This window comes from Mycobacterium sp. 852014-50255_SCH5639931 (assembly GCF_001665605.1).
Taxonomy (GTDB): Bacteria; Actinomycetota; Actinomycetes; order Mycobacteriales; family Mycobacteriaceae; genus Mycobacterium; species Mycobacterium paraffinicum.
On record NZ_LZSV01000017.1, the window covers coordinates 44990 to 66164 of the forward strand.

The 21175-nt window shown below is 69.7% G+C and carries 22 protein-coding genes; 15 read left to right on the forward strand and 7 right to left on the reverse strand.

Annotated features, from left to right (window positions below; translation table 11 throughout):
* Positions 1 to 87 precede the first annotated feature (87 nt).
* Positions 88 to 2235, reverse strand: a complete 2148-nt coding sequence (locus A5758_RS09970) for an acyltransferase family protein (RefSeq protein WP_067739512.1) — start codon at positions 2233 to 2235, stop codon at positions 88 to 90.
* 8 nt (positions 2236 to 2243) lie between these two features.
* Positions 2244 to 3107: an alpha/beta hydrolase family protein gene (locus tag A5758_RS09975; protein ID WP_304441255.1), complete on the reverse strand. Its 864-nt coding sequence runs from the start codon at positions 3105 to 3107 to the stop codon at positions 2244 to 2246.
* A gap of 389 nt (positions 3108 to 3496) precedes the next feature.
* Between A5758_RS09975 and A5758_RS09980 the strand changes: the two genes are divergently transcribed.
* From A5758_RS09980 to A5758_RS09995, 4 genes are read left to right on the forward strand one after another with little or no spacing between them, the layout of a single operon-like run.
* Positions 3497 to 4642 (forward strand): LLM class flavin-dependent oxidoreductase, encoded by a 1146-nt coding sequence (locus A5758_RS09980; protein ID WP_067739514.1) that lies wholly within the window; start codon positions 3497 to 3499, stop codon positions 4640 to 4642.
* 4 nt (positions 4643 to 4646) lie between these two features.
* Positions 4647 to 6002, forward strand: coding sequence for an MFS transporter (locus A5758_RS09985; protein ID WP_067739516.1), 1356 nt, complete (start codon positions 4647 to 4649; stop codon positions 6000 to 6002).
* Positions 6003 to 6057: 55 nt separating this feature from the next.
* Positions 6058 to 6798 (forward strand): class I SAM-dependent methyltransferase, encoded by a 741-nt coding sequence (locus A5758_RS09990; RefSeq protein WP_156622574.1) that lies wholly within the window; start codon positions 6058 to 6060, stop codon positions 6796 to 6798.
* A 20-nt stretch (positions 6799 to 6818) separates the two neighbouring features.
* Positions 6819 to 8213, forward strand: coding sequence for an amino acid permease (locus A5758_RS09995; RefSeq protein WP_067739518.1), 1395 nt, complete (start codon positions 6819 to 6821; stop codon positions 8211 to 8213).
* On the opposite strand, the gene A5758_RS10000 is transcribed toward A5758_RS09995, so the two are convergent.
* Complete coding sequence (locus A5758_RS10000) at positions 8210 to 8737, reverse strand: hypothetical protein (protein WP_067739520.1); 528 nt, start codon at positions 8735 to 8737, stop codon at positions 8210 to 8212. The two genes, A5758_RS09995 and A5758_RS10000, sit on opposite strands and share 4 nt — an antisense overlap.
* Before the next feature lie 144 nt (positions 8738 to 8881).
* Here A5758_RS10000 and A5758_RS10005 point away from each other — a divergent pair, with 144 nt between their 5' ends.
* Together A5758_RS10005 and ligD are read left to right on the forward strand one after the other, a co-directional pair.
* A complete protein-coding gene (locus A5758_RS10005; protein WP_369816415.1) occupies positions 8882 to 9268 on the forward strand; it encodes a MarR family winged helix-turn-helix transcriptional regulator in 387 nt (128 codons plus the stop codon).
* Positions 9269 to 9374: 106 nt separating this feature from the next.
* Positions 9375 to 10337, forward strand: coding sequence for a non-homologous end-joining DNA ligase (ligD, locus tag A5758_RS10010; RefSeq protein WP_067739524.1), 963 nt, complete (start codon positions 9375 to 9377; stop codon positions 10335 to 10337).
* 27 nt (positions 10338 to 10364) lie between these two features.
* Here the strand turns inward: ligD and A5758_RS10015 are convergent, their stop codons facing one another.
* Positions 10365 to 10757 carry a nitroreductase family deazaflavin-dependent oxidoreductase gene (locus tag A5758_RS10015; RefSeq protein WP_067739526.1) on the reverse strand — a complete coding sequence of 131 codons (393 nt, stop codon included), beginning with the start codon at positions 10755 to 10757 and terminating at the stop codon, positions 10365 to 10367.
* 73 nt (positions 10758 to 10830) lie between these two features.
* On the opposite strand from A5758_RS10015, the gene A5758_RS10020 reads away from it, so the two are divergent.
* From A5758_RS10020 to A5758_RS10055, 8 genes are read left to right on the forward strand one after another with little or no spacing between them, the layout of a single operon-like run.
* Positions 10831 to 11175: a hypothetical protein gene (locus A5758_RS10020; RefSeq protein ID WP_067739528.1), complete on the forward strand. Its 345-nt coding sequence runs from the start codon at positions 10831 to 10833 to the stop codon at positions 11173 to 11175.
* Positions 11176 to 11232: 57 nt separating this feature from the next.
* Entirely contained in the window at positions 11233 to 12564 is a 1332-nt protein-coding gene (hemL, locus tag A5758_RS10025; protein ID WP_067739530.1) for a glutamate-1-semialdehyde 2,1-aminomutase, read from the forward strand.
* Positions 12564 to 13172, forward strand: coding sequence for a histidine phosphatase family protein (locus tag A5758_RS10030; RefSeq protein ID WP_067212977.1), 609 nt, complete (start codon positions 12564 to 12566; stop codon positions 13170 to 13172). The genes hemL and A5758_RS10030 overlap by 1 nt, the downstream gene beginning before the upstream one ends.
* A 2-nt stretch (positions 13173 to 13174) precedes the next feature.
* The gene (locus tag A5758_RS10035; RefSeq protein WP_067739535.1) at positions 13175 to 13762 is read left to right on the forward strand and encodes a TlpA disulfide reductase family protein; all 588 of its coding nucleotides are present in this window, start codon (positions 13175 to 13177) and stop codon (positions 13760 to 13762) included.
* On the forward strand, positions 13759 to 14538 hold the full coding sequence (locus tag A5758_RS10040) for a cytochrome c biogenesis CcdA family protein (protein WP_067739537.1): 780 nt from the start codon (positions 13759 to 13761) through the stop codon (positions 14536 to 14538). The genes A5758_RS10035 and A5758_RS10040 overlap by 4 nt, the downstream gene beginning before the upstream one ends.
* Positions 14539 to 14585: 47 nt before the next feature.
* Positions 14586 to 16163, forward strand: coding sequence for a cytochrome c biogenesis protein ResB (locus A5758_RS10045; RefSeq protein WP_067739539.1), 1578 nt, complete (start codon positions 14586 to 14588; stop codon positions 16161 to 16163).
* On the forward strand, positions 16160 to 17137 hold the full coding sequence (gene ccsB / locus A5758_RS10050) for a c-type cytochrome biogenesis protein CcsB (protein ID WP_067212988.1): 978 nt from the start codon (positions 16160 to 16162) through the stop codon (positions 17135 to 17137). Before A5758_RS10045 ends, ccsB begins: the two co-directional genes overlap by 4 nt.
* A 42-nt stretch (positions 17138 to 17179) precedes the next feature.
* Entirely contained in the window at positions 17180 to 18478 is a 1299-nt protein-coding gene (locus A5758_RS10055; RefSeq protein ID WP_231987272.1) for a MinD/ParA family protein, read from the forward strand.
* Positions 18479 to 18486: 8 nt separating this feature from the next.
* Here the strand turns inward: A5758_RS10055 and A5758_RS25710 are convergent, their stop codons facing one another.
* On the reverse strand, positions 18487 to 18648 hold the full coding sequence (locus A5758_RS25710) for a hypothetical protein (RefSeq protein WP_156622576.1): 162 nt from the start codon (positions 18646 to 18648) through the stop codon (positions 18487 to 18489).
* Between the two features lie 85 nt (positions 18649 to 18733).
* On the opposite strand from A5758_RS25710, the gene A5758_RS10060 reads away from it, so the two are divergent.
* Positions 18734 to 19054, forward strand: a complete 321-nt coding sequence (locus A5758_RS10060) for a DUF4229 domain-containing protein (RefSeq protein WP_067212992.1) — start codon at positions 18734 to 18736, stop codon at positions 19052 to 19054.
* Positions 19055 to 19060: 6 nt separating this feature from the next.
* Here A5758_RS10060 and fabH read toward each other — a convergent pair whose 3' ends face one another.
* Positions 19061 to 20068: a beta-ketoacyl-ACP synthase III gene (gene fabH / locus A5758_RS10065; protein WP_067739543.1), complete on the reverse strand. Its 1008-nt coding sequence runs from the start codon at positions 20066 to 20068 to the stop codon at positions 19061 to 19063.
* 168 nt (positions 20069 to 20236) lie between these two features.
* Entirely contained in the window at positions 20237 to 21109 is an 873-nt protein-coding gene (locus tag A5758_RS10070) for a 1,4-dihydroxy-2-naphthoate polyprenyltransferase (protein ID WP_067739546.1), read from the reverse strand.
* Positions 21110 to 21175 lie beyond the last annotated feature (66 nt).

Here is a 21175-nt window from a genome sequence, read left to right on the forward strand (position 1 = left end):
AGGCCAGCAGCAGCGGAGTCATCCCCACAACCTCCTAAAACCCTTTGCTGATATGACGTTCGTCGACCACCAGAAGTTCATTGCCGTTCACCCGCCTGCCAGGGCGCGATCTGCCAGCGCGCCCATCACCGGCGCGAGCAACTGCGCGTACTCGGTCGTCACGTGGTTGTCGTCGCGGAACACCAGCGTGTTGCCGACGATCGTCGGGCAGCGGTCGGGGGTGCAGAACAAGTCGGTGAGATCGGCGTACTGGCCGCCGCCGGCCGTGGTTGCCGCCCGCTCGGCGGCGATGCCGTCGTCGTCGACCGCGGCGGACCGCGCCGGCGCGCAGGCGCCGGCGTCGGCGAGGTGGGCGGAAAGGCAGGTGGGCACGGAGGAACGGGGATCCGGGGCGGGCCCCAGAATCAGTACCGCCGCGCCGCTGCTGCGCAACTGCGCCACGGTCCGGCCCAAGGTGTCGATCCAGGTGGGGTCGTAAGAGGTGAAGCTGAAGTCCGCGCCGTAGCGCCGGCTCATGTCGACCACGACCAGGCGCGGGTGTTCGGCGGCCAGGCGGCCCATGATCTGGCCGCGCCACTGCTCGCACTCGGTGTACTCGCGACCCAGGTAAGGGCTGAGGATGTGCAGATCCTGCAGCGGGCAGGTCACTTTGGCCAGCGTCTCCAACCGCCAGTGCCGCTGCTCGGCGACCAGCTGGAACGCCGGGTCCCACATGGCGGCGTGCGAGTCGCCGATCAACGCGACGGTCGTCGGAGACGCGAAATCACCTGTAGCACACTCATTTTGCCCTACTTCGCGCCAGGAGCGCACACACCCGTTGACGAAGACGGCGGCCTTGTCGGCGGGCGCTTTGGCGAGCGGGGGATCCAGATTGGCGGGGACGGCCTTCAGGTTCGCCGATGCGGCGACGGCCGCGCGGGCCTGCGCGAAGACGTCACGCACCGCGGCCTCCTGCGGGCTGACGTTGGGGGCGGCGGTGGGAGGCACCGCGAGGATGTTGGCCCGCGGGGCGGCCATCCCGTGACCGACCGGCACCGGCATCACATTCAGCAGCAGCACGCAGGCGCACGCGGCGGCCGCGCTGGCGGCGCCCGCGACGGCCAGGCTCGCCTTCGCCGACCGGCGTAGGGCGGCGGCGAACCGGCCGGGGTTTTCGACCAGGTGCAGGGTGATGATGGCGAGCCCCGCCGAGACGGCCGTCGCGGTCAGCCTGGCCGGCAGGCCGGCGGGCTCACCGAGCAGCGCCGGCATGAGCAGCAGCACCGGCCAGTGCCACAGGTACCAGGAATAGGAGATCCGGCCGATCGCGCGCATCGCCGGCCGGCACAGCAGCCGACCGGCCCCCAGGCCGCGGGTGACGCTGCCGCCGCCGATGACCAGCGCGGTGCCGAGGACCGGCAGCAGCGCGGCGGTGCCGGGGTAGGGGGTCCGGGCGTCCAGCTGCGTGGAGGTCAGCAGGATCAGCGCCAGGCCGCCCCATCCGGCGATCGACGCGGTCAGCAGCGACAGGTGACGCCAGTGCCGGATCGAAAGGGCCACCAGGCCACCCGCGGCCAGTTCCCAGGCGCGGGTCGGCAGCGAGAAGAACGCCCAGGGCGGCGACGTCCGGGTCCACAGCACGGCCGCCGCCAGCGACGCCGCCCCGACCACTCCCAGGACCACCGCGTACGGCGCCGCGCCCCGCAGCGCCGGGACGCGCCGCACCAGCCAGGCCGTGCCGATGATCAGGACCGGCCAGACCAGATAGAACTGCTCCTCCACGCCCAGGGACCAGTAGTGCTGGAACGGCGACGCCAGGTGCGCGGTCAGGTAGTCGGTGCCCTGGGTGGCAAACCGGTAGTTGCCGACATAGAGGGCGCTGGCGATGCCGTCGAGGAACACGCTGCGCGCCTGCAGCGGCGGCAGCACGGCGGCCGCACCGATGGCGGTGAAGACGCCGACGACGGCCGCTGCCGGCAGCAGGCGACGGGCGCGCGCCGCGTAAAAGCGGCCCAGCGCAACGGTATTGGTGTCATTGACTTCGCGGACCAGCAGCCCGGTGATGAGGAACCCGGAAATGACGAAGAACACGTCTACGCCTATGTAGCCGCCGGTTACCCCCGGGATGCCCGCGTGGTACAGCACGACCGCGATGACCGCGACCGCCCGCAAGCCCTCGATGTCGGGGCGAAATCCGGTCCGCTTCACCGCCCGCTCCTCGGGACGGGTGGGGAGTTCGTTCGGCCGGACGCTCATGGTCTCCGCTAGGACGCCATCCAGGCAAGCTCGCCGGGCAATTGCGCCCGCCAGTAGACGATGTCGTGGCCGCCCAGCGAGAAGCTGCCCGCCGGCGGCGTCTTCAGCTGATTCACGAATTGCCGGGTGGCCGAATAGAACCGGTCGAAAGTGCCGCAATCCACGCGCAGCGGAATCTGCGACAACGCCGGCACGCCCAGCACGCTGTTCTGCGTAAAGTCGTCATCGCTGTCGAACGCCTTGGGGGCGCTGTCGGCGAACGACGTATACAGCGCCGGACTGATCGCGCAGATCCCCGCGGTCCGCGCCGGCCCCAGCTTGGCGCCCAGGTGCAGCGCCCCGTAACCCCCCATCGACCAGCCCATGAAGCCCACCCGGGAGGTGTCGAAACCCATCGAGGACAGCATCGGCAACAGCTCGTCGAGCACCATGGCGCCGGAGTCGGTGCCGTCGGCCCGTTTGTGCCAGTAGGAGTCGCTGCCGCCGTCGACGCCCACCACCGCGAACGGCGGCTTGCCCTCCTTGACCAGCTGGACCAGGCCCCTCTCGGCGCCGCAATCGAGCATCATGTTCGCGTCGCCGTCCTTGCCGTGCAGGGCGATCACGGGTCGCAGCATCCCGGTTTGGCCCGGCGGCAGCGCGATCACGTAATTCGTCTTCACCCCCCCGCGGGCGGCGGAGACGAACGAACCCGTGAGCTTGGTCGGGAGGTTGCTGCTCGCCGCCGACGGCTCGAACGGGGCGGGAGCCTGCGGCAACGTCGCGGCTAGCGGCCTGACCGGATCGAGCAGGGCGCTTAACGCGAACACGCCAGCGGCTCCCAGGCCGGTGCCGGCTCCCCTCAGCACCGCCCGGCGTGTCAGGTCAGGCATGATCGCAATAATGCCGCGCTGACCGGGCATTCCTGCCCGAGCCACGCCGAAATGGAACATTTGTGTGATCTCGCGTGACCGATCGGTCATGAACCGGTTACCTGTGGTGCACCGGAGGGCGGGTCTAGCGGCCGAGTTGCGCCACCGTGCTACGGCCATCATTGCGACGCCTACCGGTATCGCCGCGCGCTGCTATTCCCTTGTGCCAGAGGAGAAAAGACGGGTATGGGGCGGGTTAGGTCGATTCCCCGGCAGGACGCCTCCCGCCGCGGCGCCACCACTTCCGGACGGGGATGCAATCTCGACGGTTTCAACCCTCCCGTGCCGGACGCAAGTTCCGCAGGATGGAGCTTTCGTGCCTGGCGTCGTGGAGTGAAAGAGGATTGAGGATGAGTCTGGCGTTCCATTGGTTTCTGCCGACCTACGGTGATTCCCGGAACCTGGTGGCGGGCGGACACGGGACGCCGATGTCCGGGGACCGGCCCGCCACGCTGAAGTACCTGCACCAGATTTGTGCGGCCGCCGAAGACAATGGCTTCGAGGCGGTGCTCACCCCCACCGGATTGTGGTGTGAGGACGCCTGGTTGACGACGGCGATGCTGGTCGAGGCCACCGAGACGCTGAAGTTTCTGGTCGCCTTCCGGCCCGGGCTGCTGAGCCCCACCCTGGCCGCCCAGATGGCCGGGACCTTCCAGCGGCATTCCGGCGGGCGGCTGCTGCTCAACGTCGTCACCGGCGGCGAACCGCACGAGCAGCGGGCCTACGGGGACTTTCTCGACAAAGAGGCGCGTTACGCGCGCACCGCCGAGTTCTTGCACGTGGTCCGCCAACTGTGGACCTCATCGCAGCCGGTCACCTTTGCGGGAGAGCACATTCGCGTCGAGGGCGCGCAGCTGAACAATCCGCCCGATCCGGTGCCGGCGGTGTTCTTCGGCGGATCGTCGGCATCCGCCGGCCCGGTCGCCGCCAAACACAGCGACGTCTACCTCACCTGGGGTGAGCCGCCTTCGGCGGTCGCGCAGAAGCTCGACTGGATCCGTGGGCTGGCCGGGGACGCCGGCCGAATCCTGCAGTACGGCTTGCGTATTCATGTGATCAGCCGCGAAACGTCCGAGCAGGCGTGGGCCGAGGCCGACCGGCTGCTGGCCGCCGTCGACCCGGCCGACGTCGAGCGGGTGCAGGCCAGCCTGGCCCGCAGCGAATCGGAGGGCCAGCGCCGCATGCTGGACCTGCATGGCGGAAGCAGCAGCCGGCTGCTGGTCGGACCCAACCTGTGGGCCGGCGTGGGGCTGGTCCGCGGGGGAGCGGGCACCGCGTTGGTCGGGTCGCACGCCGAGGTCGCCGAACGGCTGGCCGAATACGCCAAACTCGGCATCACGCACTTCATCCTGTCGGGATATCCGCACCTGGAAGAGGCCTACTGGTTCGGCGAGGGCGTCCTGCCGCTGCTGGAGCGAATGGGCTTGTGGCGCCGCCCCAACGGCCAGCCGCACCCGGCATCGGCGACGCCGTTCGCGGTCGCCTCGGCCCACTAAGACCATGGCGGCCACCCTGCCCGCGCCGGCGACCGGCGCAGGCCTCAACGCGAGCGCCCGCGCGGTCGAAGAGTCCGCAGCGCAGCAACGCGGGCGGCTGCGCATCGTCGTCGCGGCCAGCCTGTTGGGCACCACCGTGGAGTGGTACGACTTCTTCCTCTACGCGACCGCGGCGGGCCTGGTGTTCAACAAGGTCTTCTTTCCCAGCGAGAGCTCACTTGTCGGCACGCTGCTGGCCTTCGCGACATTCGCCGTCGGGTTCGTCATGCGGCCGGTCGGCGGGCTGGTCTTCGGCCACATCGGCGACCGGATCGGTCGCAAACGCAGTCTCGCGCTGACCATGCTGATCATGGGCGTCGCCACGGCGTTGATCGGGGTGTTGCCCACCGCCGCGCAGATCGGGGTGTGGGCGCCGCTGCTGCTGTTGGCGCTGCGGATCCTGCAGGGATTCGCCCTCGGCGGCGAGTGGGCCGGTGCCGTGTTGCTCGCCGTGGAGCACAGCCCAAAGGGCCGGCGCGGCCGCTTCGGGGCGATCCCGCAGATCGGACTGGCGCTCGGATTGGCTTTGGGTACAGGGATTTTCGCGTTCCTGCAAATCGCCTTGGGTCCGGCCCGCTTCCTCGCCTACGGCTGGCGCATCGGTTTTCTGCTCAGCCTGGTGCTCGTGGTGATCGGAGTCGTGGTGCGGTTGCGGGTCGAGGAGACACCGGCCTTCCGCGAGCTGCGTGAGCTCGAGGCCACGGCCACGGTGCCCATTCGCGAGATCGTCCGCGAACCCCGCTCGCGGCGAAACACCGTGTTGGGCTTGCTGTCTCGCTGGGCCGAAGGCTCGGCGTTCAACACCTGGGGCGTCTTCGCGATCAGCTACGCCACCGGGGCGTTGGGCTTCAACCGGGTGTCGGTACTCGTCGTGGTGACCATCGCCGCCCTGTTGATGGCGGTGCTGCTGCCCGTGTCCGGGGCGCTGACCGACCGGTTCGGCGCCCGCCGGGTGTACCTGGCCGGCGTGGCCTGCTACGGCATCGCGGCGTTCCCCGCCTTCGCGCTGTTCGGCACCAGGAACCTGGTCTGGTTCGCGGTGGCGCTGATCGTCGTGTTCGGCGTGGTGCACGCGCTGTTCTACGGGGCGCAGGGCACGCTGTACTCGTCGCTATATCCCACCAGCACGCGCTACACCGGTCTGTCGTTCGTGTATCAGTTCTCGGGCATCTACGCCTCCGGCGTTACTCCGATGATCGTGACCGCGCTCATCGCGGCCCTCGGCGGTGCGCCATGGCTGGCGTGCGGGTACTTGGTGGCGACGGCCGTCATCAGCGTGCTCGCCACGGCACTGATCCGCGAGCAAGACCTACATCTTTGAGCTGACTTCGCACTAGTGTCGTTCCCGTCGGGAGTCGCGAGGAAGCGAGAAGGCAATGACTGACGGGAACGTCGCCGGTTTCGAGCCGCTGTATGACGAGGCAGAACATACCGACGGGTGGATTCCGTGGGACATCGGCGGCCCCCAGCCGGCCGTGCAGCAGTTGGTGGCATACGGCGGGATCCGCGGCGACGTACTCGATCCGGGCACGGGCCCCGGGTATCACGCCATTCACTTTGCAGCGCATGGATATTCGGCAACAGGGATCGATGATTCCCCCTCGGCTATCGAGCGCGCCAAGCGCAACGCCGAGCGGGCCGGGGTCCAGGTCGATTTCCAGGTGGCCGACGCCACCAGGCTAGAGGGTTTCGAGGGTCGATTCGACACGGTGGTGGACAGCGCGTTCTATCACGTGTTCCTGAATGACGAGGACACCCAGACGCGGTACGCGCAGGCGCTGCACCGGGCCACCAGGCCCGGGGCGCGGCTGTACATGTTCGAATTCAGCCCCCACAACGTCAACGGCCTGCAGTGGACGGCCATACCCGCCGACAACTTCGAGCGGGTGTTCGGCGCCAACGGATGGCGCATCGACTACCTGGGCAGCACGACCTACCAGGCCCGCTTCCTCAAGGAGACGTTCGACGCCATGAAGACGCTCGCGTCCGAGCAGCAGGGCGAGATTCTGCAGCGGATGCGGCCGCTGGTACACCGGCTGGGCGTCATCGACCCCCTGCTGGAAGACCACCGGGTGCACCTCCCGGTGTGGTCGGTGGTGGCCACCCGCCTCGACTGATCACCGCTGCACCGACCGGCATGGCTAGCACTCCGCAACTGCGCCAAGGGCTGTCACAGCGCCAGCTCAGCATGATCGCCCTCGGCGGCGTCATCGGTGCCGGCTTGTTCGTCGGCTCGGGTGTGGTGATCAAAGACACCGGCCCCGCGGCGTTTCTGACGTACGCGCTGTGCGGCCTGCTGATCGTCCTGGTGATGCGAATGCTGGGCGAGATGGCGGCCGCGGACCCGTCGACCGGATCGTTCGCCGATTACGCGGTCAAGGCGCTGGGCGGCTGGGCGGGTTTCTCGGTTGCCTGGCTGTACTGGTACTTCTGGGTGATCGTGGTCGGCTTCGAGGCCGTCGCCGGCGGGAAGGTCCTCAACTACTGGTTTCACGCGCCGCTGTGGCTGCTGTCGCTGTGCCTGATGGTCTTGATGACAGCGACCAACCTGTTCTCCGTCTCATCCTTCGGTGAGTTCGAATTCTGGTTCGCCGGAATCAAAGTCGCGACCATCGTGATCTTCCTCGGTGTGGGCACGGCCTTCGTGCTGGGACTCGTGCCGGGCCATCACGGCGGGCTGGCCAACCTCACCGCGCACGGCGGCTTCTTCCCGAAGGGCGTCGGGGCCGTCTTCGCCGCCATTGTGGTGGTGATCTTCTCCATGGTCGGCGCCGAGATCGTCACCGTGGCCGCCGCGGAAAGCCGGGACCCGGAACTGGCGGTCCAGAAGGCCACGAGATCGGTGGTGGCGCGGATCGGCGTCTTCTTTGTGGGGTCGGTGTTCCTGCTGGTGGCGATATTGCCTTGGGACTCCGTGGAACTCGGCGCCTCGCCATACGTGGCCGCGCTGAACCACCTGGGGCTGCGTGGCGCGGACCAGGTGATGAACGCCGTGGTGCTCACCGCGGTGCTGTCCTGCCTGAACTCCGGACTGTATACCGCGTCGCGCATGCTGTTCGTGCTAGCCGAGCGGGGCGAGGCCCCGACACGGTTGGTCAGATTGAGCGGGCGTGGTGTTCCACACATCGCGATTTTGTGCTCGTCGGCGGTCGGGTTCGGCTGCGTCATCATGGCGCGCGTCGCGCCCAACACCGTGTTCCTGTTCCTGCTCAACTCCTCGGGCGCCATCATCTTGTTCGTCTACTGGCTGATCGCGCTTTCGCAGATCGTCCTGCGCCGCCGCACCCCCGCCGAAAAGCTGCGGGTGAAGATGTGGTTCTTCCCGGTGTTGTCCATCCTCACCCTGGCCGGTATCACGGCCGTGCTGGTGCAGATGGCCTTCGACCGCTCGGCGCGCAGCCAGCTCTGGCTCAGCCTGTTGTCGTGGGCGGTGGTGATCGGGGTGTACTTCGCCGCCCGCGCCCGCGGCCGAATCGGTAGTCGCGGCGCGATCCCCGCGGGCGAGCAGGGAACTGAGGCCTCGGGCCGTTAATCGTCGGTGCTTTGCCGACCGGGCGCCATGCGGCGGGGCATCCGCATGTGTTCCTCGGCGCGACGCCATGTCACCGTCGGGACGAATCGCTCGTCAGTCCAAGTCGCCGATTCCACCCGCACCCGTCCCCGCCAATTCTTCACGATTTCGGCGTGCACCGGCCAACGGATGAAACGGCGTAAATCGCTTCTGCTGTCCCAGACGGATAGCGATCCGCCGCGCCGCTCCGCAGGCTTGCCCCAGAGCCACAGCCCGACCGCCCCGTGCATGATCGGCCAGCTTTCCGCCAGCTTGATACCGAGTTCGGCGACCTGCTGCCAGTCCTTTTCGGATTCGGTATGAAAGTCGGTGAAACTCACCACAACCGGGAGCCGGGTTGAGTCGGACGGGCCCGGCAGCCAGTCGGTGCTGATGAGTCCGGCGCCGGGCGTGATCGGCGGTTGGCCGGCCGCTTTCGCCCCACCCGAGGATGACCGGCCATCCTCACCGTTGGCCAGGACGTCGCCGGGTTGGGTTGTGGTCATGGACAGCTCCTATGTCAGATGGCAGGCCCGTACCGGTGCGGATAAAATAATAAGCGATAGTAGGTAATATGACAATGCATATAAAATACCAATGTCTATCATCACGACATGGCACGAAAGTCGACGCGTCCAGATCTTGCGGCAATGCTCGTGCCGCTGACCCGTCAAGCCGTGGCCGCCGAGCGGCCGGTGCTGGCGGCGCACGGCCTGTCGATGTGGGGTTACGTCATTCTCAGCGCGCTTGACGGCTCGCCGATCCGCACGCAGGCGGCTCTCGCCGAGGCGATCGGCGCCGACAAGACGCGCATCATTCCCATCCTCGACGAACTGCAGGAGCGCGGCTACATCGAACGCTCACCCGATCCCGATGACCGTCGCGCGCGCCTGCTTGCGATCACTAGCGCCGGACGCTCGATCAAGAGTGCCGCCCAGCGCGACATCCAAAGCGGCGAGGAGCGCTGGCTTGGGCAGCTGTCCACCAGCGACCGAAACGTATTTCTGCGTGTGCTGCGCCAGCTGGCGTTCGGTTGAACAAGTCGACCGATGACCTAGTGTTCTGCTATGTGACCCACGCCGTGAACCGCGCCGCGGGGCGTCGGTCCCGTCGCGGCTGGTGTGGACCGCCGGTCGGTGTGTCATGACAGCCGACGAGCGCCCCGCCGGTGTTGATGTGACCAACCTGGACCAGCCGCTGAGCCCGGACGCCGGAGCCACCAAGCGCGACCTGATCGACTACCTGGATGCGGTGGCCGACCGAATGTTGCCCGTCCTGGCCGGTCGCGCGCTCACGGTGTTGCGCTTGCTGCGGGGCCAAGCCGCATTCATGCAGAAGAACGTGCCGAAATACGCACCGGCCTGGGTGCGGACCGTCCCGGTATGGGCTGAAGCATCGAAACGCCAAGTGCACTATGTCGTCTGCGATGACCTGCGGACGCTGCTTTGGCTGGCCAATCAGCGCGCCCTCGAATACCACCCGTCGCTCGGACTGGCCGATGACCTGCGTCGGCCCACCCATTTGGTGCTCGACCTCGACCCGCCGGCCGACGACGACTTCCCCGCCGTGGTCGCCGTCGCCCACCTGGTCCGGCAGGCGTTGGCCGACAGCGGCTTGGCGGGCGCGGTGAAGACCAGCGGCGCCAAGGGGATTCACGTCTTCGTACCGGTCGACGGTGCCGCCGCGGTGGACGACGTCGCGGCGGCTACCCGGGCGCTCGCCGCCCGCGTCGAAGCACTCGACCCGCGAAGGGCGACAACGGCTTTCATCGTGGCCGACCGCGCCGGGAAGGTGTTCGTCGACTCCACCCGGACCGGCGGGGCGACCGTCGTCGCCGCCTACAGCCCGCGCCTGCGCCCGGGCATGCCGGTGTCCTTTCCGCTCGCCTGGTCGGATCTCGATTCCGCACGCCCCGGCGACTTCACCATCCACACGGCGATCGATGCCCTTGCCGGGCGCGACCCGTGGGCCGAGCACATGCCCGATCCGCAGCGTCTGCCTGACGATCTGATCGAGCAGGGCCGCGCGATTCCGGTCGCCCGGGTGGCCGCGATGCACGAGGGCAAACGGCGCGCGCGGGCCCGCCGGACGACTCCTGGGGCTTGACGACCTTCCGGGCGTGCGGGCACCACCTCACTCGGTCCTGGTGAGCATCACCGCCTGCTCGAACGGCAGCCGGGCGAACACCGAGCGGCCCCGTGTCACATACCGGGCCGCCTCGTCCTTGGTGACCACTCGCGGCTCGGCGATGCCGAAGCTCTTGCCGTTGCGGCGCATGCGGCCGCCTCCCGACGCGGTCAGGTTCTTCAGCCAGTCCCGGTCCGGCCCGTAGGTCAGCAGGATCGCCACCCCGGGCTTGCCGTCGACATCTGTGCTGAACACATTCACCGGGGTGCGGTACGGCTTGCCCGAGCGGCGGCCGACGTGTTCGACGATGGCGAACGGTGGCAGCCGGCCGGCCCACAGCCGCTGAACCGGATTGGTGACGCGACGGTTGAATCGGGCGAGCCCCTGCGGCATCTGCATACCGCTATCCAACTCGCCTGCGCCGCCGGGTATCAACCCAACTCTTGGCTGCGATCGGGTCTAGTGTCTGAACATGGGCGACTCGCCAGGTAACGAAGCGGCCCAGCGTGCCGAGGAGTTGCTGCTCAGGGGCCGAGACTTGGCGGCGCGCAAGCCCGTCACCTGCGAAGACGTCGAGCGCGCGACCGACCGCGCCCAGCATGCGCATGAGCGGGATCAGGAGGCGCACCGCCGGGAGCGGCAGCGTCACTACGAGGCCGCCGCCGCGCACGAGCGGGCCGCCGAAGTGCACGAGCTGGCGGTCGACGAGGGGCTCGGGGACGTCGACGAGCACCGGCGCTCCGCGGAACGAGAGCGCGAGGCCGCCCGGCGTGACTTCCAGGCCGCGCAGCAAGCGGAGCGGCAAGGCGATGCCTAACCCTTCCTGCTACACCCTGTAGTTGAACCGGCCGCGGGGGCTGGGACACTGGTTGTCATGGGAAGCAGTGACCAGGCGACCGCGCACGCCGCGACGACGGCGGCGTCGGCCCGGTTGTTCGAGGATGCCTGCGCCGTCATCCCCGGCGGGGTGAACTCCCCGGTGCGCGCGTTCACCGCGGTGGGCGGGACCCCGCGCTTCATCACCGAGGCCCGCGGGTGCTGGCTCACCGACGCCGACGGCAACCGCTACGTCGACCTGGTCTGCTCCTGGGGCCCGATGATCCTGGGCCACGCGCACCCCGCCGTCGTCGAGGCGGTCGTCCGGGCGGCGTCTCATGGGCTGTCGTTCGGCGCGCCCACGCCGTCGGAGAGCGAGCTGGCCGCCGAGATCATCGGGCGGGTGGCGCCGGTCGAACGGATACGGCTGGTCAACTCCGGCACCGAGGCGACGATGAGCGCGATCCGGCTGGCCCGCGGGTTCACCGGCAGGCCCAAGATCGTCAAATTCTCCGGCTGCTATCACGGCCACGCCGATGCGCTGCTCGCCGACGCGGGCTCCGGGGTGGCGACGCTGGGTCTGCCGTCCTCGCCCGGGGTCACCGGCGCGGCGGCGGCCGACACGATTGTGTTGCCGTACAACGATATCGACGCCGTGCGGCGGGTGTTCGCCGAATTCGGCGACCAGATTGCCGCGGTGATCACCGAAGCCAGCCCGGGCAACATGGGCGTCGTCGCGCCCGCGGCCGGGTACAACGCCGGGCTGCGCGCGATCACGGCCGAGCATGGCGCGCTGCTGATCGTCGACGAGGTGATGACCGGTTTCCGGGTCAGCCGAAGTGGTTGGTACGGAATCGATCCCGTCGCCGCCGACCTGTTCACCTTCGGCAAGGTGATGAGCGGCGGACTGCCCGCGGCCGCGTTCGGCGGGCGCGCCGAGGTGATGGAGCGGCTGGCGCCGCTGGGGCCGGTGTATCAGGCCGGCACGCTGTCGGGCAACCCGGTGGCGGTGGCCGCCGGCTTGGCGACGCTGCGCGCCGCCGACGCCGACGTCTACGCCGCGCTGGACGCCAACGCCGACCGGCTGGCCGGCCTGCTCTCCGAGACGTTGACCAGCGCCGCTGTGCCGCACCAACTTTCGCGGGCGGGCAACATGCTCAGCGTGTTCTTCGGCGACGCGCCGGTGACCGACTTCGCGTCCGCGCGGGCCAGCCAGACGTGGCGTTATCCGCCGTTCTTCCACGCCCTGCTGGACGCGGGCGTCTACCCGCCCTGCAGTGCTTTCGAGGCATGGTTCGTCTCGGCGGCGCTGGACGACACGGCGTTCGACCGGATCGCCGACGCCCTGCCCAACGCGGCCCGCGCGGCCGCCCAGGAGGACAAGCCCTGATGGCCGAGCAAACCCGCATCCACGTCGTGCGCCACGGCGAGGTGCACAACCCCAGCGGCGTCCTCTACGGCCGGCTGCCCGGGTTCCACCTGTCCGACCGGGGCCGTGAGCAGGCGGCCGCGGTCGCCGATGCGCTGTCCGGCCGCGACATCGTCGCGGTGGTCGCCTCCCCGCTGCAGCGGGCCCAGGAAACCGCCGCGCCCATCGCCGCCAAGTACGACGTGGCCGTGGACACCGACCACGACCTGATCGAATCGGCGAACTTCTTCGAGGGCCGCCGCGTCGGCCCCGGCGACGGCGCCTGGCGCGACCCGCGGGTCTGGTGGCAGCTGCGCAATCCGTTCACCCCGTCGTGGGGCGAGCCGTACGCCGAGATCGCGGCGCGGATGGCGACCGCGGTGGACAAGGCCCGAGCCCGCGCAGCCGGCAGCGAGGTCGTATGCGTCAGCCATCAGCTGCCGGTGTGGACGCTGCGGCTGCACCTGACCGGCCGGCGGCTGTGGCACGACCCGCGGCGCCGCGAGTGCGGGCTGTGCTCGATCACCACCCTGGTGTACGAGGGGGAGCGGCTGGTCGACGTCGAGTACCAGGAACCGGCGGGCGCTTGATCATGCGGCGACTGGCGACGGCCGGGGTCGTACTGACGACCCTGGTTGTCGGCTGTTCTTCCGGTCGCGACGCGGTGGCGCAGGGCGGCACGTTCGAATTCGTCTCGCCCGGCGGGAAGACCGACATCTACTACAACCCCCCGTCCGGCCGCGGCCACCCCGGTCCGCTGTCCGGGCCGGACCTGGCGGACCCCGCTCACCCGCTGTCGCTGGACGATCCGATCTTCGCCGGCCGCGTCGTCGTCATCAACATCTGGGGGCAGTGGTGCGGCCCATGCCGGGCCGAGGTCAGCCAACTGCAGCAGGTGTACGACGCCACCCGCGACAAGGGGGTGTCCTTTCTCGGCATCGACGTGCGCGACAGCAACCGGCAGGCAGCGCTGGACTTCGTCAACGACCGCCACGTGACGTTCCCCTCCATCTACGACCCGGCGATGCGCACGCTGATCGCGTTCGGCGGCAAGTACCCGACCACCGTGATCCCGTCCACGCTCGTCCTGGACCGTCAGCACCGGGTCGCGGCGGTATTCCTGCGCGAACTGCTGGCGGCCGACCTGCAGCCCGTGGTGCAGAAGGTGGCCCAGGAGTGAGCGGGTTCACCCAGATCGCCGCCGCCGGACCGCTCCTGGTGGCCCTCGGCGCGTGCCTGCTGGCGGGGCTGGTGTCGTTCGCCTCGCCCTGCGTGGTGCCGCTGGTACCCGGCTACCTGTCCTACCTGGCCGCCGTCGTGGGCGTGGACGAGCAGCCGCCGCCCGGCGCCATCAAGGCCCCACCGTCGGCGCGGTGGCGGGTCGCGGGCTCGGCGGCGCTGTTCGTCGCCGGATTCACCACGGTGTTCGTGCTGGGTACCGTCGCCGTCCTCGGCATGACGACGGCGCTGATCACCAACCAGCTGCTGCTGCAACGGGTCGGTGGCGTGCTGACGATCGTGATGGGGCTGGTGTTCGTCGGCCTCGTTCCCGCCCTGCAGCGCCAGGCCCGGTTCAGCCCGCGGCAGCTGACGACGGTCGCCGGGGCACCGCTGCTGGGCGCGGTGTTCGCGCTGGGCTGGACGCCGTGCCTGGGGCCGACGCTGGCCGGGGTGATCACCGTGGCCTCGGCCACCGACGGCGCGAGCGTGGCTCGGGGGATCACGCTAGTGATCGCGTACTGCCTGGGGCTGGGCATCCCGTTCGTGCTGCTGGCCTTCGGCTCGGCGGGCGCGGTGGGGGCGCTGGGCTGGCTGCGCCGCCACACCCGGGCCATCCAGATCTTCGGGGGCGCGCTGCTCATCGCGGTGGGTGCGCTGCTGGTCAGCGGCGCGTGGAACGACTTCGTCTCGTGGCTGCGCGACGCCTTCGTGTCCGACGTGAGGCTGCCGATTTGAGGCAAGTTCTCGCTTGGGCCCGCAACACCTGGCGCGCGCTGACGTCGATGGGCACCGCGCTGGTGCTGCTGTTCCTGCTCGCGCTGGGAGCGATCCCCGGGGCGCTGCTGCCGCAGCGCAGCCTCAACGCCGGCAAGGTCGACGACTACCTGAAGGCCCACCGCGTCATCGGGCCATGGCTGGATCGGCTGCAGGCCTTCAACGTGTTCTCCAGCTTCTGGTTCACCGCCGTCTACGTCCTGCTGTTCGTCTCGCTGGTCGGCTGCCTGACCCCGCGGATGATCGAGCACGCCCGCAGCCTGCGCGCCACCCCGGTGGCCGCCCCGCGCAACCTGGCCCGGCTGCCCAAGCACGCCAGCGCCGAGATCGAAGCCGACGCCGACGAACTGAACGCGCTGGCGAACCAGATCACCGGCCGGCTGCGCGGCTGGCGCACGGCCATCAGGCATGACGGTGAAGCCGTCGAGGTGTCCGCCGAGAAGGGCTATCTGCGCGAGTTCGGCAACATCGCCTTCCACTTCTCGTTGCTGGGCCTGCTGGTCGCGGTGGCCGTCGGCAAGCTGTTCGGATACGAGGGCAACGTCATCGTGATCGCCGACTCCGGCCCGGGCTTCTGCTCGGCCTCGCCGGCCGCATTCGACTCGTTCCGCGCCGGCAACACCGTCGACGGCACGTCGCTCAACCCGATCTGCATACGCGTCAACGACTTTCAGGCGCACTACCTGCCGTCCGGGCAGGCCACCTCGTTCGCCGCCGACATCGACTACCAGGCCGGGCACGATCTGGCGGCCAACAGCTGGCGGCACTACCTATTGGAGGTCAACCACCCGCTGCGGGTCGGCGGTGACCGGGTGTACCTGCAAGGCCACGGCTACGCACCCTCCTTCACCGTGACCTTCCCGGACGGTCAGACGCGCTCGTCGACCGTGCAATGGCGACCCGACAACCCGCAGACCCTGCTCTCGTCGGGGGTGGCGCGCATCGACCCGCCCGCGGGCAGCTATCCCAACGCCGCCGATCGCCGACAGCACGAGATCGCGATCCAGGGCCTGCTGGCGCCGACCGAGCAGCTCGACGGCACGCTGTTGTCGTCGCGCTTCCCGGCCCTGAACGCCCCCGCGGTGGCCGTCGACATCTACCGCGGTGACACCGGGCTGGACACCGGACGACCGCAATCGCTGTTTACGCTCGATCCGCGGCTGATCCAGCAGGGCAGGCTGACCAGGGAAAAGCGTGTCAACCTGCGCGCCGGGCAGGAGGTGCGGATCGACCAGGGTCCGGCGGCCGGGACCGTCGTCCGCTTCGACGGCGCCGTGCCGTTCGTCAACCTGCAGGTATCCCACGACCCCGGGCAGGCCTGGGTGCTGGTCTTCGCCATCACGATGATGGCGGGCCTGGTGGTATCGCTGCTGGTGCGCCGGCGCCGGGTGTGGGTCAGGCTTACCCCGGGGGCCGGTACGGTGAACGTCGAACTGGGCGGGCTGGCGCGCACCGACAACTCCGGCTGGGGCGACGAGTTCGAGCGGTTGACCGAGCGGGTGCTCACCGGCCTGGATGAGCCCGGCGCGGCGCAGTCACCCAAGCCGCCCGCGTCCAAAAGGAGTTCTCAGGTGGACGTCAAATGAACACGGTGCACGTCAACATCGGCTTGGCGCGGTACTCCGACTGGGCCTTCACCTCGGCCGTGGTGGCGCTCGTCATCGCGCTGTTGCTGTTGGCCTTCGAGCTGGCCTACGCCGGCGGCCGCCGCGTCGACCGGCGCGAGCAGATGCTGGTCGGTGCGGTGTCCTCCGACAGCTTCACCCCCGGCATCGTCGAGGAGGCGCCCGGCCGGCCGTTGGACGAACGGGTGGGGCGGGCCGGGCTGGCCGTCGTCTACCTCGGCATCGGGCTGCTGCTCGCCTGCATCGTGCTGCGCGGCCTGGCCACCCTGCGGCCGCCGTGGGGCAACATGTACGAGTTCATCAACCTGACCTGCATGTGCGCCCTGCTTGCCGGGGCCTTCGTCCTGCGCCGCCCGCAGTACCGCCCGCTGTGGGTTTTCCTGCTGGTGCCGGTGCTGATCCTGCTCACGGTGTCCGGCCGCTGGCTCTACACCAACGCCGCGCCGGTGATGCCCGCCCTGCAGTCCTATTGGCTGCCCATCCACGTGTCGGTGGTCAGCCTGGGCTCCGGGGTGTTCATGGTCGCCGGCATCGCCAGCATCCTGTTCCTGTTGCGTACGTCTCGGCTGGGCGAACCCGGGGCCGAGGGCGCCCTGGCCCGGATCGTCCGGCGATTTCCCGACGCGCAGACCCTCGACCGCGTCGCCTACCGGACCACGATCTTCGCCTTCCCGGTGTTCGGCTTCGGGGTCATCTTCGGGGCGATCTGGGCCGAGGAGGCCTGGGGCCGGTACTGGGGTTGGGACCCCAAGGAGACCGTGTCCTTCGTCGCGTGGGTGATTTACGCCGCGTACCTGCACGCCAGGTCGACGGCGGGCTGGCGCGACAGGAAGGCGGCCTGGATCAACGTCGCGGGGTTCGTGGCCATGGTCTTCAATCTGTTCTTCGTTAACCTGGTGACTGTGGGCCTGCATTCGTATGCGGGCGTGGGGTGACCGCAGCGACCGACCCAAGTAACACAACAAGGGGGAGTGCACGTGTCCGACCATCCAATGACGGGCGTCGGGACGCCCGATCAACCGACGACGCAATTGCCTCCGCAGGAGTTGTCCGCCTCGCCGTCGCCGGAAAACGCTGACGAGTCGCTGGCCGACGGCGGCGAAGCGCCGACTCGCGCCTTCGCCGGATTCCGCACCGAGCGGCGGGTCCCCGGCCCCGAGCGGCGCGAGGCGCCGCCGCCCACCACGCCCAGGCCCGCGGGGATGCCGCCGTGGGACGCCACCCCGGTGACCGGCATCCCGCGGGTCGACCCGACCGCGTACGGCGCCTACTACACGGGCCCGGCCGACGCGCCGCCCCCGCAAGCCCCGCCGCGCCCGGAGCCGCTGCCGCACACGCCGTACCCGGAGCTGTCCACCGGCATGCTGCTGCGGCCCGTCAAGCCGCCGCCCTCCGAAGGCTGGCGGCGACTGCTCTACGAACTGTCCGGCCACCTGATCAACCTCGGGGAGGGCCCCCGGGCCGCCCGCTACAACAACCTGGTGGCGCAGGTGAACCGGCCGTTGCGCGGGTGCTACCGGATCGCGCTGTTGTCGCTCAAGGGCGGGGTCGGCAAGACGACCATCGCCGCGACCATGGGCGCCACCTTCGCCTCCATCCGCGGTGACCGGGTGGTCGCGGTCGACGCCAACCCGGACCGCGGCACCCTGAGCCAGAAGATCCCGCTGGAGACGGCGGCGACGGTGCGCCAGCTGCTGCACGACGCCGGCAGCATCGAGCGCTACAGCGATGTCCGCCGCTACACCTCGAAGGGCCCGAGCGGGCTGGAGGTGCTGGCGTCGGAGACCGACCCGGCCATCTCGGAGGCGTTCGGCGCCGACGACTACACCCGGGTCCTGGACGTCCTGGAGCGGTTCTACGGCTTGGTGCTCACCGACTGCGGCCCGGGACTGCTGCATTCGGTGATGTCGTCGGTACTGGAGAAGGCCGACGTTCTCGTCGTGGTCAGCTCGGGATCCATCGACGGGGCCCGCAGCGCGTCGGCGACGCTGGACTGGTTGGACGCGCACGGCCACGAGGAGATGGTCCGCAACTCGGTCGCGGTCATCAACGGGGTGCGGTCGCGAACGGGCAAGGTCGACATGAACAAGGTGGTCGACCACTTCTCCCGCCGCTGCCGCGCGGTTCAGATCGTGCCGTTCGACCCGCACCTCGAGGAGGGCGCCGAAATCGAGTTGGACCGGCTCAAGCGGTCGACCCGCGAGGCGCTCACCGAGCTGGCGGCCATTGTCGCCGACGGGTTCCCGGGTGACCAGCGCAATCCCGGAGTCGCGTAGAGCGAGCCTTAACGGGGGTTGTTGTCCCCGTGCCCTAACCGCCGTAAGAAGTCTGGATCGTCGTCCGGCCCGATAACGCGCGTCTTCGCCCGGTTGGTTTGTGACCGAGCCGTCCGCCAGCCAACGTAGATCAGCGTCCCCAACATCAGGACGAGCAGCAGGTAGAGCACTCAACACCTCCGTTGACGAATATACCCGCGTCGTAGGCTCTCCCCTGTGTCAGAAGGAGCTAGCGACAACAGCGCTGGGGACCGCGTGGACGAGGGCGGGCCGCAACGCGCCGGCCGTCGGGCGGTCGTCGACGTTCTGCTCTACGCGGGGGCGCGGCTGCTGCTGGCGGTGGCGCTTGCCGCGGCAATCTACGGGGTGGCGCGCCTGATGGGTGTCAGCCAGTTTCCGATCGCGGTCGCCGCGTTGTTCGCTCTCATCATCGCCATGCCCCTGGGCATTTGGCTGTTCGGCCCGCTGCGCCGGCGCGCTACCGCGTCGCTGGCGATCGCCGGCGAGCGCCGGCGCCGGGAGCGCGAGCAATTGCGGGCGCGGTTGCAGGGTGAGGCGCCGACCGACGACGCGTGAGACCGGTCAGAAGTTGGGCATCCGGACGACCTGCGCGGCGTAACTGAGGCCCGCGCCGTAACCGATCAGCAGGGCGAGGTCGCCCGGCCTGGCCGCCCCGGTCGCCAGCAGTTCGGCCATCGCCAGGGGGATGGAAGCCGCCGACGTGTTGCCGGTGTGCTCGATGTCGTTGGCGACGATGGCGTCCGGCCGCAACTCGAGGCCCTTGGCCAGGACCTCGTTGATGCGGCTGTTGGCCTGGTGCGGCACGAACACGTCGATCTCATCGGGCCTGACGCCCGCCGCGTCCATCGCCTGCCGGCCGACCTTGCCCATCTCGAATGCCGCCCACCGGAACACCGCGCTGCCCTCGAGCCGCAGGAACGGGCGGGGCCCCGTGGGGGCGTCCATGTAGTCGATCCAGTCGATGTCCTGGCGTATCGCCAGGGCCTGCTCGCCGTCACTGCCCCAGACGGTCGGCCCGATGCCCTGATCGGGCGTCTCGCCGACCACCACTCCGGCCGCGCCGTCGGCGAAGATGAAGCAGTTGGTGCGGTCCTGCATGTCCACGGTGGGGGACAGCTTCTCCGAACCGAGGACCAGCACCTTGGCGGCGGTCCCGCCGCGGATCATGTCGGCCGCGACACCGAGCGCGTAGCCGAACCCGGCACACCCCGCCGAGACGTCGAACGCGGGCACGCCGGTGGAGCCCAGCGCCGCGGCGACGGCCGGGGCGCAGGCCGGGGTCTGCAGAAAATGCGTGCTGGTCGCGACGATCACGCAGTCGATGTCCGACGACGTCAACCCGGCGTTCGCGATCGCCTGCCGTCCGGCCTCGGTGGCCATCGACGCGGCGGATTCGTCGCGGGCGGCGAACCGGCGGGTCTTGATCCCGGTGCGGGAGTAGATCCACTCGTCGGACGATTCGATGTTCTCGCAGATCTCGTCGTTGGTGACCACCCGTTCGGGGCGGTACGCCCCGACGCTGAGCATGCCGATGTTCGTCGGTCCACTGGTCGCGGCGATCTGCTTCATTGCTGTCCCCGATCGGTGCTCGCTGTGAACGGCCATCGGTCCCCGACGCCGGTCCCTCATTGTTATCGGATCCGGTCGCGCTAGTTCACTCGAGTGTGCATTTACGGCGGCGACACGCCGCGAAACGCCGCCGCCAGTGCACAGTCAACGCCGCGGGCGCACGCTCGGTCAGCCGGCCAGCGCCAGCGCCGCGGCCACCGCGATCGCCCAGGCGACCATGGCCAGCCCGGTATCCCGCAGCACGGGAATCAACTCTCGGCCGCCGCGTCCCGATCGCACCGGACCCGCCGCACGCAGCGCCAGGGGCGTGGCAACGAATCCCACGGCGCACCACGGCGTCGCCGCCATCAGCACCAGGGTCAATATCCCGGCGGTCGCCAGCAGCGCCTGGTACAGCAGGCGGGTGCGGGCGTCGCCCAGCCGCACCGCCAGCGTGATCTTCCCCGACTGCGCGTCGGTGGGAATGTCCCGCAGGTTGTTGGCGACCAGCACCGACGACGACAACGCCCCGATCGACACCGCGAGCGCCACCCCCACCCAGTCCACCCGCAGCGACTGGGTGTACTCGGTGCCGAGCACGGCCACCAGGCCGAAGAACACGAACACCGCGACCTCACCGAAACCGGCGTAGCCGTAGGGTTTCGAGCCGCCCGTGTACAGCCACGCGCCGGCGATGCACACCGCCCCCACGGCGATCAGCCACAGCGCGCTGACGAGCGCGAGCGCCAGGCCGGCCGCCGCCCCGAACGCCAGGCTCGCCACCGCGGCGGCCAGCACCGAGCGGGGGGACGCCAGCCGCGAGCCCACCAGGCGCACCGGGCCGGCCCGGTCGTCGTCGGTGCCGCGGATGCCGTCGGAGTAGTCGTTGGCGTAGTTGACACCGACGGTCAGCGCGACCGCGACGGCCAGCGCCAGCAGCGCCTTCCACCACACCGCGGATCCCAGCCACGCCGCCGCGCCGGTGCCCGCGACCACCGGCGCCACCGCGTTGGGCAGCGTCCGCGGCCGCGCACCAGAGATCCACTGCCCGAAATTGGCCACGCACGCATCCTGCCAGGGGCCCGGCGCGCCCCCGCACCCGCGATCGGCGTGGGGCCATGCACCACA

Bases quoted from the DNA above. Each gene is read 5' to 3' on its own strand.
- A5758_RS09995 (WP_067739518.1), top strand. From the start codon at position 6,819: ATGGCTAGCACTCCGCAACTGCGCCAAGGGCTGTCACAGCGCCAGCTC.
- A5758_RS10020 (WP_067739528.1), top strand. From the start codon at position 10,831: ATGGGCGACTCGCCAGGTAACGAAGCGGCCCAGCGTGCCGAGGAGTTG.
- A5758_RS10005 (WP_369816415.1), top strand. From the start codon at position 8,882: ATGCTCGTGCCGCTGACCCGTCAAGCCGTGGCCGCCGAGCGGCCGGTG.
- A5758_RS09985 (WP_067739516.1), top strand. From the start codon at position 4,647: ATGGCGGCCACCCTGCCCGCGCCGGCGACCGGCGCAGGCCTCAACGCG.
- A5758_RS09970 (WP_067739512.1), bottom strand. From the start codon at position 2,235: ATGAGCGTCCGGCCGAACGAACTCCCCACCCGTCCCGAGGAGCGGGCG.
- A5758_RS10000 (WP_067739520.1), bottom strand. From the start codon at position 8,737: ATGACCACAACCCAACCCGGCGACGTCCTGGCCAACGGTGAGGATGGC.
- ligD (WP_067739524.1), top strand. From the start codon at position 9,375: ATGACAGCCGACGAGCGCCCCGCCGGTGTTGATGTGACCAACCTGGAC.
- A5758_RS10015 (WP_067739526.1), bottom strand. From the start codon at position 10,757: ATGCAGATGCCGCAGGGGCTCGCCCGATTCAACCGTCGCGTCACCAAT.
- A5758_RS10035 (WP_067739535.1), top strand. From the start codon at position 13,175: ATGCGGCGACTGGCGACGGCCGGGGTCGTACTGACGACCCTGGTTGTC.
- A5758_RS09980 (WP_067739514.1), top strand. From the start codon at position 3,497: ATGAGTCTGGCGTTCCATTGGTTTCTGCCGACCTACGGTGATTCCCGG.
- A5758_RS10030 (WP_067212977.1), top strand. From the start codon at position 12,564: ATGGCCGAGCAAACCCGCATCCACGTCGTGCGCCACGGCGAGGTGCAC.
- fabH (WP_067739543.1), bottom strand. From the start codon at position 20,068: ATGAAGCAGATCGCCGCGACCAGTGGACCGACGAACATCGGCATGCTC.
- ccsB (WP_067212988.1), top strand. From the start codon at position 16,160: ATGAACACGGTGCACGTCAACATCGGCTTGGCGCGGTACTCCGACTGG.
- A5758_RS10045 (WP_067739539.1), top strand. From the start codon at position 14,586: ATGGGCACCGCGCTGGTGCTGCTGTTCCTGCTCGCGCTGGGAGCGATC.
- A5758_RS09975 (WP_304441255.1), bottom strand. From the start codon at position 3,107: ATGCCTGACCTGACACGCCGGGCGGTGCTGAGGGGAGCCGGCACCGGC.
- A5758_RS09990 (WP_156622574.1), top strand. From the start codon at position 6,058: ATGACTGACGGGAACGTCGCCGGTTTCGAGCCGCTGTATGACGAGGCA.
- hemL (WP_067739530.1), top strand. From the start codon at position 11,233: ATGGGAAGCAGTGACCAGGCGACCGCGCACGCCGCGACGACGGCGGCG.